Raw genomic sequence first — 13,661 nt, 5'->3', positions numbered from 1 at the left:
GCTTATGACACATTCTCGATGAACTTCTTCGTCTCTTCCAGGCGGACCGATACCAGCTTGGAAACCCCGCCTTCCTGCATCGTGATGCCGTACAGCACGTCTGCGCTCTCCATCGTCCCCTTGCGGTGCGTCACGCAGATGAACTGGGTCTGGCTGCTAAAGTGATGCATGTACTCGGCAAAGCGGGCAACGTTGGCCTCATCCAATGCCGCTTCTACCTCGTCGAGCACGCAGAACGGCACAGGCTTCACCCGCAGGATGGCAAACAGCAGTGCCATCGCTGTAAACGCCCGCTCGCCGCCCGAGAGCAGTGCGAGATTTTGCAGTTTTTTCCCCGGCGGTTGAGCGACGATGTCGATCCCCGTCTCCAGCAGATTGTCCGGCTGGGACAGCATCAGATCGGCCCGCCCTCCGCCAAACAGCTGCACGAACACGTCCTGGAACTGTTCGCGGATCTCCTCGAACGTCTGCTGGAAGCGGCGAGACATCTCTTCGTCCATCTCGGCGATCACCTGGTACAGCATCTCTTTTGCTTCATTTAAATCCGCTTCTTGGCCGCTCAAAAACTGCAGCCGCTCGGACAGCCTCTCATACTCTTCAATCGCTCCCAAGTTGACTGTGCCCAGGGCGGCGATCTCCTTTTTCAGCCGGTTGACGACCTGCTGCAGCTCGCCGATGTCTCCCTTGGGCGGGTACTTCTCCTTGGCCAGATCAAAGCTCAGTTCGTACTCTTCCGAGAGCTTGCCGAGCAGGTGATCCAGCTCGACGTCGTAGCGGTTGGTCTTCACTTCTTCCTGGTGCAGCTTCTCCTCCAGCCCTTTTACTTGTTTACGAATTTCCTTCGTCTCAAGTTCCACTTGTTCCTGTTGGGCAAACAGGGTGGCCCGGTCTCCCCGCCGCTCGGCGATCAACGCGGACACATTCTCCTTGTCCCGGCGAAGCTCGGCAATCCGCTCGTCCAGCTCAACGGTAGAGGAGTCATTGGTCCCCTCCAGTTCGTCGTAGGAGGCCAACGTTCGGTTGGCTTCTTCCCAGTCCCGCTTCAGTGCCGCTTGTTCCTGTGCCAGGCGCTCCGTCTGTTCGACGCGGGAGCGATGCTCCTCCTTCACCTGGGCGACCAGCACCTTCAGCCCGGTGATCTGCTCATTCATCTCTTCCTTATTGGTAAGCTGTTCGAGCCGCTTGCTTTCCGCCGCGGCAATCCGGGCGCTGAGTTCCTGTTCTTCCTTCGCCAACTGCTCCAGCTGCTCGTCCAGCTTGGCCCGCTTTTCCTCGGCCAGCTTCATCTCCTGCCGGTAGCCGTCGAGATCCTGCGTCAGCAAAAACAGTCGCTCGGTCAGGGTCCGCCCCTCCGACTCGATCTGCTGCAGCACGCCCTTCTGCTCCTGTTCCTTCAAGCGAAGGCTTTCTCCCCGGCTCCGCAGCTCTTCCTGCTCGGCTTCCATCTTCGCCGCTTCCTGCTGCAGTTTCTGGATCAGCTCCGCCTGCTGCTGAATCGACCGGTCGATCTCGGCGAGCATCGCCTCCAGCTCTTCCGCCTGGCGCCCGCGACCTAACAGATTGGATGAATTCTTTTTCAGCGCACCCCCGGTCATCGAGCCGCCGGCGTTGACCAGATCTCCCTCCAGCGTGACGACCCGGTAGCGATAGCCGCAGGCCCGGGCCACGCGGTTGGCCTGCTCCAGGGTAGCCGTGACGACCACCGTGCCGAGCATCGACTCGATAATCGCACGGTAGGGCTCGGCAAAGGAGACGAGCTCGCTGGCAATGCCGACAACGCCTTCCTCCTTGGCCAGCAAGCGGCGGTCGCTCTCCGCAAGTGAGCGGGAGCGGATGACGTCCAGCGGAAGAAAGGTGGCACGGCCGAGATTTTGTTTTTTCAGGTAGGCGATCGCCTCGCGCCCGGCCCGCTCGTCATCGACGACGACGTTCTGCAGGGCGCCGCCCAGCGCCACTTCGACAGCCGTCTCCACCTTCTGCGGCACGGACAACAGCTCGGCGACCGCACCGTGGATCCCCTTGAACCCTTTTTCCCGCGCCTTCAAAATTTCTTTGACCCCTTGCCCGAAACCGGCGAATTCAGCCTGCATCTCTTTTAGCAAGGCGAGACGCGACTTTGCCGCTTCCCTCCGCTGCTCCAGCTGGTGCAATTCGCTTCGCGCGCTGTCTACCCCGGCTTGCCGCTCCCGCACGCCGTCCATCAGCGCCTTGTAGGAGGCCAGTGTTTCATTGATCGCCTGTTCGACTTCGGCCAACTCCCGCTGGCAGAGAGCCAGCTTTTCCTGCCGCTGGGCCTCTTCCTGGTCGAGCCGCGCTTTTTCCTGGGTCAGGCGGTCTACGCGCGCCTGATGCGTCTGCAGAATCTGCTGTTGGTGGCGCATGTCGTTGCGCAGATTGGCTGTCTGATTCAGCTTTTCAAAGTAATCGCTCTTCAAGGCGTCGACGTCGTCCGTCAGCGCTTGCAGCATCTCGCTGTAATTCTCCTGTGCCTTTTTCAGCGCAGCCTCCGCTTCCGCAAGGCGCAGCTCGGCCTCCTGCTTCAGCTTGTTCTGTTCGGCCAGCTCTTCTTCCAGACTGCGCTGTTTTTCTGTCAGCCGGTGCAGCTGTTCCATCGTCTGCTGCCGATTGGCCGCCAGGTTGCGCTTGCGTTCGCGCAGTACTTCCCGCTGGCCTTCCACCTTCTCGGTTTCTTCACTGACGGAAAGAAGCACCTGCTGCAGTTCTTCAATCGATTGATCGATCTCGTGCACCTTCAACTTTGCCTGCTCCAGCTCCGCCTCCCGGGTACTGGAGGTGGCGGACAGCTGGATGAGCTCGTTTTGCAGGCCGGCTACCTGTTCGCTTGCACGCTGCCATTTTTCGTGGGTCGCCTCGATCTGCTGCACGTACAGGGAGACTTCGTGTTCGACCAGCTGCTGATGCAGCACTTTATAGGTTTTGGCCGTTTCGGCCTGCTCGGCAAGCGGGCCCGCCTGCTCGTCGATCTCGCTGACGATGTCGTGGATGCGCACGAGGTTTTGCTCGGTCTCGTCCAGCCTTTTCTCCGCTTCCCGCTTGCGATTTTTATATTTGACGATTCCCGCCGCTTCCTCAAAAATGCCGCGGCGGTCCTCCGCTTTCGTACTGAGGATTTCTTCGATCCGGCCTTGTCCAATAATGGAGTAGGCTTCTTTCCCCACGCCTGTATCCATAAACAATTCCATGATGTCTTTCAGGCGGCAAGGACGCTTATTAATCGAATACTCGCTCTCGCCTGAACGGTACACCCGCCGTGTCACGGTCACCTCGGAGTACTCCAGATCGAGTGAGCCGTCGGAGTTGTCCAAGGTGAGCGACACTTCCGCGAAGTTGACCGGCTTGCGCGTATCGCTTCCGGCAAAAATGATATCCTCCATCTTGGCGCCGCGAAGCGATTTGGCGCTCTGCTCCCCCAACACCCAGCGGATCGCATCGGACACATTGCTCTTGCCGCTGCCGTTCGGTCCGACGACCGCCGTTACGCCCGGGACAAACTCCAGCTCGGTGCGGTCCGCGAACGATTTAAACCCGATTAATTCCAAGCGTTTCAGGTACATCCCTTCGTCCTCCTGTCGTAGAAAAAAGGCTCCTGGGGGCAGGAGCATTTTATCCATTGCAACCTATTAATTTTACCATAAATCAGCGACGAAGAGGAGAACCTGCAAAAAAACCGGGTTCGCCTGGATGAACGGAAAAAATATCGCGTCCATACCGGCCGCTTTTCCCTTATTTGCCGATATCCAGTTTATCATGGGTTCCATCGTAACCCCATGTTAGGCCTCCGTCTTTACTGGACAAATAAATCATTCCGATTACTCCAATCTTATCATCGAACAGACTGATAGGGTACAGTCCTTCCTTCCCGTTGAAGATTGGCGAGAGAGGGTTCTTCGAATACTGATCGAATTTTTCGGGAAGCTTGACGGAGAGTCGTTCCCATGAAACGAAAAGTGAAAGGGTAACAGCAAGCGTACAGCCACAATCATCCACACCCAGTATTTCCACTTAGCCGCATAATTTTTGTGCAGTATTGGAGACGACACTTTTAAACCGATAATGACAAGGCTGGTCGTAACGGAAATGACCAGGTAATCGATAAATAGACTTGTCGGCATGCCTACTCCTCCTTCGCTACCTTATCAAGGAAGTCGCGAAGTTCGGCAAGGTCGCTTTTGTCGATGGCTTTCCCGTTGTACAGGGACATCACCATGTCTTGAATAGAGTTGCCGTACAACTTTTCCAGTGTGGATTTTCCTTCGCTTTGCTTATATTCCGCTTCCGAAATGACAGCTTGATAGCTGTTGCTGCGCCCTTCTTTTTCGCAGCGCAGGAATCCCTTTTCGACCAGCCGCGCCAATACCGTCATCAAGGTAGCCAAAGCCCACTTTCTTTTCCCCCGCAGTCGTTCCAGTATGTATGAAGAGCTAACCTGTTTTCCGGCTTCCCAGATAACCAGCATGATCTCCAGCTCTGCATCTGGCAATCGCTTGATTTTACCATCCATAGATGACCATCCTTTTTCTTATACAAATGTATAACTACATCAATAATACATTTGTATAAAAAAAAGAAAGGACTTTCTGTACAAAGCGTAGTCACGTGATCCCCTGCGTCTGCTCAGGGGATCACGCGGCCTCGGTTCGCTGGAGAATTAGACTGGTTCATTGAGTGACTGCGGAACTTTCTTCCCAAAAGAGAAGAGATAGAAAAGAGCGACGGCAAGGACGATAAAGCTTAAGAACAGGATCAGGTTGCCGTACACATAGGCATGAGCGTCCGAAATCAAAGGATGCAGCGGAAAAGCAAACAGCTTTTGCTCCATCGCTTTGGCGACGAGCGCTGTCACGACTGCCCCGGAGATCGTCGAGGTCATATTATAGAACCCCATGCCGATGCCGATTTGGTCAGCAGGCAGGATTTGAGTCACACTCTCCGCCAATGCCGTCTGCAGGAAAGAAAAGCCGATGTACATCATGATCAGTGCCACCCCGATGTACCACACCCAAAGCCCGATCGTTGAAGATTGCAGCAGAAGGCTAAGCGCGATCAGGCCTAGCCCCAGGTAGACGACGAAATGACTCCCCCGTCTGACCGTCATGTTGCCGGCCACCCTGCCAAAGACGACCGCGCTGATCGCTCCCGGGAACATGATGAGTCCGATTTTGTCCGTGCTCAACTCGTACATGTGATGCAGCATCAGCGGAATGACAAACATCACGGACATGACGGTGCCGAAGATCAAAAAGCCGATCACGAGCCCGCTCCGGTACAGCGGATTGGCAAACAAGGCGGGATCGACAAACGGCTCCTTCGCCCGGCGGATGTGGACGATAAAGAGGACAAGAGCGAGGAAAGCTGCACACAAGTAGAGCCAGCGTGCTTCTGTCGTAAACAGGACCAGCATCGACACGACAATCCCCAACAGCAGCGCCCCGACAGCATCCAGCCTGCCCGGCCTGGGCTGTTCCGTCGGCAGCAGCTTCCGAAAAAAGGGAATGGCGATGAGGACAGGAAGCGGGATGAGGAACAAGTATGCCCAGCTAAACGATCCCGCGATGTAACCGCCGAGGACCGGGCCGATACCAACGGCGAAGGATGCAGTCGAAGTAATGATGCCAAACAATTTGCCGCGTTCGTCCGAAGTAAAATAACGCGCTACCATGGCAAAGACCAATGCCGGAATCGCAGATCCGCCGGCGCCTTGCAACGCCCTGGATAAAATGACAGCGGGATACCAGGATTGCAAGGCAAAGCCAAGAATCGACCCCAGGCTGTAAAGGGCGATTCCGATCGTTATCAGTTTTTTGATGCTGTACATATCGGATAATTTGCCAAAAATAACCATACCCATCCCGAAGACGATGAAAAAAATCGTTACCACCCAGCTTACACCGGCTGCATCCAAAGCGAACTGCTTGGCGATGCTCGGAGTAGCTACGTTGAATACCGACTCGTTCAGTACGGAAAAAAAGATCACGAAGTAAAGCCACGGTACACTTTTCTTTATGTCTGAAGTGTCCGTCACTGGTTTGGTTTTGCTCTCCACCGATTTCATTTCTCCTTTGCTCCTTTTCTCTTGTTTGTAGAGGGCAAAACGATCTTCAGCCCTGCACCTATCCTAGCACGGAGCAAATAATCAGGTTTCTTATCGATTGCTGTTTTGGTACACCTTGCCGAGAAAACTTTGCATCAATAGCGGAATGGATACCAGTATGGGAGGATCGTCCGAACGGGGCAGCTGCAGCACCAATTGCTGATGGGGCACGGGGGAATAGGGACCCACGATGATTGGCTCCTTCACTCGGGCGCGCAAGGTAGTGTGCGGCAGCAGAAAATCCATCGCCTGCATCCCCCAAGAGACCGATGTGGCCATCAGGTAGTACGTGCCCGGTTTGACGCCCGTAAAGCAAAAATTCCCCAAGGATGACAACAGCGTCCCGTACAAGGGACGTCCTTCCGGAATCGGCTTGGCAAATAAGCCGATTAACACAACGCCTTCAAAAGGAATCACTGAATGGACGGTCCCTTCTACCCTGAAATGAGTGTCAGCGAACCGTTGATACATCGACCAATCATCCAGCTTCTTCAACGAATGAAAGAGATCGTCCGCTTCCAGCGCGGAGTTGCGAAAGTGAGTCGGCGTCACGCCTACCCGCTCGGTGAAGCGGGTGGTGAAGGTTCCCAGACTTTGCTGCCCGATCTCCAACCCGATGTCGCGAACACTTAAATTTGTCCGCAGCAATAAATCCTTTGCCATTTGCAATCGGAGGGAAGAAACGTAGTAGAGAGGAGAGAGGCCGGTTCTTTCTTTAAAAATGCGGGCAAAGTGGTAGGGACTGTAACCCGCATAGCTGGCTAGCCGGGAAAGCGGAAGCGGATCATAAATCTGTTCGTGAATATATGCAATCACCCCGTCAATTTCTGCGTACCGGTCAGTCATCATGCCTACACCTTCCTTCTGCTCATCTTCCTGTTTCGATTGGGATTCGTTTGCTGTCCCATACAACATTATAGAACAATCGTTCGTATATGCGCCAGCATTAATTGCTCGCAAAATTCACTTTTCTTCGACAAACGGCCAGCTTCGCAAAAAAGAAAAGAGAGCCCGCATGCTGCTGCAAGCTCTTCCTTAATTGCACGATCCGCTTTCCCTTCTTCCGGATGTTATTCCTAAACCCCAATGTATATGCTTTTGCATGCAGATATGACGGATAAGGCAAAATCATAACGGTTGCTCAGAAATCACTTTTCCACATGAAAAACCGCGCCGCACAAGCGGCACGATCGATCACAAATCCTGGGATAAGCGCACCATATCCCGGCACTGTATCCCCTGTTCAAAAATCTCCTCAGGATAATGTCTGACGAAGAAGTCCCTGTCAATTCCGGTCATTCTGAATCCGCATTTTTGATACAGGGCCAGTTGGCCGATGCTGGAGTTTCCCGTCCCGACTTCGATGGTACGATAACCCTTGGATTTTGCCTGTTGAATGGCATGTGCCACGAGCCGCTTCCCGATTCCTTTCCCCTGATGCTTCTCGTCAACGGCAATATTGACCAGCTCAACGGTTCCCGGTCTTGTCGGAAGCAATACGTACACCCCGATGGCCTGACCATCTGCCTCGGCGATAAAACACTCCCCTCGGCTGACATAGTCCTCAACAAATTCGGGGGAGGGGTCTGCCAACAGCAACAGGTCTCTTGGAACCGCTTCGCCGGCACTCCACTTTCTGATCTTCATGTAATCTACCCTGCTTTCCTGTCAACCAGCGTTTCCAACAGTATACCATGTCCAGGTACACGGCAAAATCGAATCAAAGGTAAGGCTGCTGCCCTTTCTCGATCCAGTCTTCCCGCGTGGGACCGTATATCCCGGCCGGACGCAATCCTGCTTGACGCATCAGGACTGTCATTTGTCCGCGATGGTGGACTTCATGCTGAATGATCAGATGCAGGGAATATCCGTTGGACCATTCCTCGCCGTTCACGGACTTGGACTGCAGCAAGTCGGCATCGGTCCACTGGGTCTCCACGGCATCAAGCAAGGCTTGCGAGAGCCTTCTGTATTCACTCGCGATCTTGTTTGCGGAAGCGGGAGCGCGTTCTCCTCCATCCGGTTTCTCGAGATCGAGCCCCATCATTGACATGCTGCCGATGGTCAAAACGAGGTGCCAGGCAATTTGTCCCAACGTTCGGTACTCTGGCGCAATTGCTTGCTGCAGCGATTCATCTGTCAAGGTGTCCATCAATTGTTGGGTGAGATTCATTTCTTTCTTCCATTCAGCTGTGAAATCACTGATTTTGACAAACATCCGCTTGTCCTCCTTGGCTGTATTTACGCTCATTCTACTCAATGATCCCTGACAGATATGGTCAGTGATGTTACAGCACAAACGAAAAAAGCCGCACCCCATAAACGGTACGGCTTTCGTTTTTTATTTCGCTCCCAATTTGATCAGCGCGCGGGCGGCAGCCTGCTGTTCGGCCTCTTTTTTGGAACGGCCGATGCCGAGGCCGAGAGGATTGTCGTTGAGCAGCACTTCCGAGACGAACTCGCGGTTGTGCGCCGGTCCCTTCTCCTGGACGATGCGATACTGGATCTCGCCGAGGTTGTCCTGCTGGACGAATTCCTGCAGTTGGCTTTTGAAATCCGTCAGCTGGGTAAATTCCCCTTTGTCGATCAAGGGATAGACGTAGGCTTCCATGAAGCGGAAGACTGCGTCAATCCCCTGATCGAGATAGAGGGCTCCGACGAAGGCTTCGAATACGTCAGCGAGCAGCGCCGGACGCTGCCGGCCGCCTGTCATCTCTTCTCCTTTACCCAGCAGAACCATGTCGCCGAAACGGAGCCGCTCGGCAAATTTGACAAGGGACGGTTCGCAGACGATGGCCGCCCGCAGCTTCGTCATCTCGCCCTCGGTCATCTTGGGAAACGTCTTGTAAAGGAACTGCGAAACAGCCAACTCCAACACTGCATCTCCCAGAAACTCGAGACGTTCATTGTCCTGGATTCGCCTTCCCCTCTGTTCATTCACGTATGAAGAGTGGGTAAATGCCTGCCTGAGCACACTCTCATTGTGAAAGTGAATGCCGATCTTTTTTTGGAGTTCTGCAAAATTCAACACTTCCACTACCTTCCTCCGCGTGGCCGGGCGCTTTGCCCGGCTTAAGCCTCAAAACGTTTGAGGACGATTGTCGCGTTGTGCCCGCCAAAGCCAAACGTATTGGAGATGGCCACCTTCACATCGGCACGGCGCGCCTGGTTCGGCACATAGTCCAGATCGCACTCGGGATCGGGATGCTCCAGATTGATCGTCGGCGGCAAGATCTGATCTCGCAGGGCAAATGCTGTCGCAATCGCTTCGACACCGCCTGTAGCCCCGAGCAGGTGTCCGGTCATTGATTTGGTTGAACTGACCGCCAGCTTGTAGGCGTGATCGCCGAAGACCGTCTTGATCGCCCTGGTCTCGGCGATGTCGCCGATGTCGGTCGAGGTTCCGTGAGCGTTGATGTAGCCTACATCCTCCGGTCGAATTCCGGCATCATTAAGCGCGTCCTGCATGCAGCGGGCAGCCCCTTCCCCGTTCTCCGGCGGTGCCGTGATGTGGAAGGCGTCGCCGCTGAGTCCGTAGCCGATCACCTCGGCGATGATCGTCGCCCCCCGCCCTACGGCGTGTTCGTACTCTTCCAGCACGAGAACGCCTGAGCCTTCGCTCATGACGAAGCCATCGCGGTCCTGATCGAACGGACGGCTCGCTTTTTGCGGTTCGTCATTGCGGGTTGACATCGCCTTGGCTGAGCAAAAGCCGGCGATCGCCATCGGCCTGATCGTCGCTTCCGCTCCGCCGGTAATCATGACGTCGGCTTTGCCGTACTGAATCAGCTTAAACGCATCCCCGATCGCATTGGTCCCGGTGGCGCAAGCCGTCATCGCGCTGGATGTCGGCCCTTTTGCACCCGTTTCAATCGAGACGAGGCCGGCCGCCATATTGGCGATCATCATCGGGATGAAGAACGGGCTGACCCGGCGAGGCCCTTTTTCCATCAGCACAGTGTGCTGGTCCTCCCAGGTTGCCAGTCCGCCGATCCCCGAACCGATGTAGACGCCGACCCGCGGAGCTATCTCCGGCGTAATCTCCAGCTTGGCGTTCTGCAAGGCCATCTTCGACGCAGCCAGCGCGAATTGGGCAAAGCGGTCGGTCCGGCGGGCATCCTTTTTATCCATGTACGCTTCGGGATCGAAGTCTTTTACTTCCCCGGCGATCTGGGTCGGGTAGTCGGATACGTCAAAAGAAGTAATCTTGTCGATTCCGGACTTTCCTTCCAGCAAATGATTCCAGAAAACGGCAGCATCGTTGCCCAATGAGGAAATGACACCAACACCGGTAATAACCACTCTACGTTTCATGACATTCACCTCTATATCATCAAATCAGCTTTTTTCGCTTCTATTCGTTCCTAGTTATGTCCATTCCGCCTGAAAAAGTAACCCCTGCCTGCAGGGGCGAACTTCATCGGAATTGAATAAAAACGGGATTCCGCTATGTATGGGAAAATAAGTCAAGGTGTTCCATTATGAAGGGAGAGAAGTCCCGTTTTCACGGGACTCCTACTTACTCTTACTGGCGGGACTCTATGTATTTTACTACCTCTCCCACAGTAGAGATCTTTTCAGCGTCTTCGTCGGAAATCTCCATATCGAACTCGTCTTCCAGTTCCATCACGAGCTCTACCACGTCAAGGGAATCAGCTCCCAGATCTTCCTTAAAGGAAGCTTCCATAACCACCTTTTCCTCTTCCACACCCAGACGGTCAATGATGATCTTCTTTACACGGTCAAATGTATCAGCCATTTTTGCTCACCCCCTCTCCAAGTATTATACGGGATGTCCTATATAAAAACCAGTTGTCACCTATTGGTCGAAGCGGCCTCTACATGAACATGCCGCCGTCGATGTGCAGCGTCTGCCCTGTCATGTAGCCGGCTGCATCAGAGGCGAGGAACAGCACCGCAGCCGCGACGTCCTCGGACTGGCCCAGCCGGCCGAGCGGAATCTGCCGGAGCATGGCCTCGCGCAGGTCTTCCGGCAGCTTAGCCGTCATGTCAGTGTCGATAAATCCGGGCGCGACGGCATTTACGGTAATGCCGCGGGAAGCCAGCTCGCGGGCGCTCGTCTTGGTCAATCCGATCACGCCTGCCTTGGCCGCGACGTAATTGGCCTGCCCGGCATTGCCGAGAAAGCCGACGACCGAAGCGATGTTGATGATCCGGCCGCTCTTCTGCTTCATCATCGGTCGGGTGGCCGCCTTGATGCAGGTAAATACGCCTTTCAGGTTGGTGTTGATGACCTCGTCCCACTCATCCTCTTTCATCCGCATCAGCAGGTTGTCGCGGGTAATCCCGGCATTGTTGACCAGGATGTCCAGCCGGCCGAAATGGTCCAGTGTCTGCTTGAACATCTCGTTTACCTCATCCGTGCTTGCGATGTTGGCTCTGATCACCAGCGCTTCGCGCCCCATCTCTCTGATTTTTGCCGCCGTCTCGGCCGCCGCTGCTTCACTGCCCGCGTAGTTGACGACGACGTTGGCTCCGGCTTCGGCCAGCTTCAGGGCAATCGCGCGGCCGATCCCGCGGGAGGCGCCTGTCACCAGGGCTACCTGATTCGTCAGCATAACACTCCTCCATCCAGCAGTTCAGTCAGGCCGTTCATATCCTGAACCGCAAAAATCTGCACTTCTTTTGGCGCTATTTTCTTGATCAGTCCCGCCAGCACCTTGCCCGGACCAATCTCGACAAACGTGGTAACGCCCTCACCCAGCATATAGGTTACGCAGTCTTCCCAAAGCACCGGGGAAGCTACCTGCCGAATCAGACTTTCTTTGATTTGGTTCGCTTCGCTCACCGGTTTGGCGGTGACATTGGCGACAACCGGTATCCCTGCGTCCTTGATGGCGATCCCGTCCAGAACCCCGGCCAGTTTGTCCGCTGCCGGCGCCATCAAAGAAGAGTGGAACGGGCCGCTGACGTTAAGCGGCATGACACGCTTCGCCCCGTTTTGCTTGGCCTGCTCGGAAGCAAGCTGTACGCCCTCGGCGCTGCCGGAGATGACGATTTGCCCTGGAGAATTCAGGTTGGCAAGTTGAACCGGATGGCCTTGGCAGCTGACCGCTTCACAGACGGCGTGCAGCGCCTCCCGGTCCATCCCGAGCACCGCAGCCATCGCCCCCTGTCCGGCTGGTACAGCTTCCTCCATAAACTGGCCGCGCAGGCGCACCGTGGTTACCGCATCCGCGAAGCTCATCGCCCCGGCCGCAACCAGTGCCGAATACTCACCAAGGCTGTGCCCGGCGACAAAGTCCGGCTGAAAACCGGGCTGTTTTTCCCGCAATGCTTCCAGAACTGCTGCACTCATCGTCAAAATGGCCGGCTGGGTATTGGCGGTAAGACGAAGATCTTCTTCCGGTCCCATCCAGCAGAGCGTGGACAAAGAGAAGCCCAATGCGGCATCCGCTTGCGCAAATACCTCCCTGGCCTTTGCGTAATCTTTTGCCAACTCCGCTCCCATGCCGACGAACTGGGAACCTTGTCCCGGGAAGACAAAAGCGATTTTACTCATCTCGCAACCACTCCCTACTCTTTTGCTTCGCGAGTCGACCACTTGCACAGGGCCGCTCCCCACGTCAATCCGCCGCCAAAGCCGACGAGCACGACGTTGTCTCCTTCTTTGAGGCGTCCGGCCTCGATTGCTTCGTCCAACGCCACCGGAATGGACGCAGACGACATGTTGCCGTAGCGGTCGAGGTTGATCACGACCTTCTCCTCGGACAGGCCGAAGCGCTTGACGGCAGCGTCGATGATCCGCCGGTTGGCCTGGTGAGGCACCATCAAATCAATCTCATCCTTGCTGATCCCCGACTTCTCCAGTACCGCCTCGGTCGCCGAGTTCATTACCTTGACGGCAAACTTAAACACTTCCGACCCGGCCATCGAGATGTAGTGCTGCCGCTGTTCCACCGTTTCACTGGAAGCCGGCAGACGCGAACCTCCGCCCGGCAAAGAGAGCAGCGGGCCGCCGGATCCATCCGCACCCAGGTCAAACGCCAAAAAGCCCATCCCTTGCTCGACCGGACCGAGCAGAGCGGCACCCGCACCGTCTCCAAACAATACGCAGGTGTTGCGGTCCGTATAATCCGTGATTTTCGACAGGCACTCGACCCCGACTACCAGCACGTAGCGGTACAGCCCGTTGGCGATGAACTGGCTGGCCGTGGTGATGCCGTACAGGAACCCCGTGCAGGCTGCCGACAGGTCCATCGCCGCCGCCTTTGCCGCCCCGAGTTTGTCCTGCAGGATGCAAGCCGTCGAAGGAAACATCATGTCAGGCGTGACGGTTGCCACGATGATCATATCTAAGTCTTCCGGACGAACCCTGGCCTTCTCGAGCGCTTTCTTCGCCGCTTCCAGCGCCAGATCGGACGAGGCTTGTTCCGGCGCGCTGATGCGGCGCTCGCGAATGCCGGTGCGGGTCACTACCCACTCGTCCGAGGTATCGACCATTTTTTCCAGATCCGCATTGGTCAGTACGCGTTCAGGTGTATATGAGCCAGTTGACAGGATGCCAACCGAGCGTAATCCTCTCATT

General features: G+C 55.5%; 12 protein-coding genes. All 12 read right to left on the bottom strand.

Annotated features, from left to right (window positions below):
* Positions 1-2 precede the first annotated feature (2 nt).
* Positions 3-3,575, bottom strand: a complete 3,573-nt coding sequence (gene smc / locus ACI7RC_RS01390) for a chromosome segregation protein SMC (protein WP_408106422.1) — start codon at positions 3,573-3,575, stop codon at positions 3-5.
* Positions 3,576-4,135: 560 nt separating this feature from the next.
* Positions 4,136-4,522 (bottom strand): BlaI/MecI/CopY family transcriptional regulator, encoded by a 387-nt coding sequence (locus ACI7RC_RS01385; protein WP_408106421.1) that lies wholly within the window; start codon positions 4,520-4,522, stop codon positions 4,136-4,138.
* 147 nt (positions 4,523-4,669) lie between these two features.
* On the bottom strand, positions 4,670-6,073 hold the full coding sequence (locus ACI7RC_RS01380) for an MFS transporter (protein WP_408106420.1): 1,404 nt from the start codon (positions 6,071-6,073) through the stop codon (positions 4,670-4,672).
* Positions 6,074-6,163: 90 nt separating this feature from the next.
* On the bottom strand, positions 6,164-6,961 hold the full coding sequence (locus ACI7RC_RS01375; RefSeq protein ID WP_408106419.1) for a helix-turn-helix transcriptional regulator: 798 nt from the start codon (positions 6,959-6,961) through the stop codon (positions 6,164-6,166).
* Positions 6,962-7,306: 345 nt separating this feature from the next.
* The gene (locus ACI7RC_RS01370) at positions 7,307-7,759 is read right to left on the bottom strand and encodes a GNAT family N-acetyltransferase (RefSeq protein ID WP_408106418.1); all 453 of its coding nucleotides are present in this window, start codon (positions 7,757-7,759) and stop codon (positions 7,307-7,309) included.
* Positions 7,760-7,832: 73 nt separating this feature from the next.
* Entirely contained in the window at positions 7,833-8,330 is a 498-nt protein-coding gene (locus ACI7RC_RS01365; protein WP_408106417.1) for a DinB family protein, read from the bottom strand.
* Positions 8,331-8,453: 123 nt separating this feature from the next.
* Positions 8,454-9,140, bottom strand: coding sequence for a ribonuclease III (gene rnc / locus ACI7RC_RS01360; RefSeq protein WP_408106714.1), 687 nt, complete (start codon positions 9,138-9,140; stop codon positions 8,454-8,456).
* A gap of 44 nt (positions 9,141-9,184) precedes the next feature.
* Complete coding sequence (gene fabF, locus ACI7RC_RS01355; protein ID WP_408106416.1) at positions 9,185-10,426, bottom strand: beta-ketoacyl-ACP synthase II; 1,242 nt, start codon at positions 10,424-10,426, stop codon at positions 9,185-9,187.
* A 211-nt stretch (positions 10,427-10,637) separates the two neighbouring features.
* Entirely contained in the window at positions 10,638-10,871 is a 234-nt protein-coding gene (gene acpP, locus ACI7RC_RS01350; RefSeq protein ID WP_019120485.1) for an acyl carrier protein, read from the bottom strand.
* A gap of 79 nt (positions 10,872-10,950) precedes the next feature.
* Positions 10,951-11,691, bottom strand: a complete 741-nt coding sequence (gene fabG, locus ACI7RC_RS01345) for a 3-oxoacyl-[acyl-carrier-protein] reductase (RefSeq protein ID WP_408106415.1) — start codon at positions 11,689-11,691, stop codon at positions 10,951-10,953.
* Entirely contained in the window at positions 11,685-12,635 is a 951-nt protein-coding gene (gene fabD / locus ACI7RC_RS01340; protein ID WP_408106414.1) for an ACP S-malonyltransferase, read from the bottom strand. The genes fabG and fabD overlap by 7 nt, the downstream gene beginning before the upstream one ends.
* Before the next feature lie 14 nt (positions 12,636-12,649).
* Positions 12,650-13,660 carry a beta-ketoacyl-ACP synthase III gene (locus tag ACI7RC_RS01335; protein ID WP_408106413.1) on the bottom strand — a complete coding sequence of 337 codons (1,011 nt, stop codon included), beginning with the start codon at positions 13,658-13,660 and terminating at the stop codon, positions 12,650-12,652.
* Between the last annotated feature and the right edge of the window lies 1 nt (position 13,661).

Origin of the sequence: Brevibacillus sp. B_LB10_24 (assembly GCF_046036945.1) — a bacterium.
Taxonomy (GTDB): domain Bacteria; phylum Bacillota; class Bacilli; order Brevibacillales; family Brevibacillaceae; genus Brevibacillus_C.
Note: the sequence above shows the minus strand (reverse complement) of the source record. Positions and strands in the feature narration are given on the sequence as shown.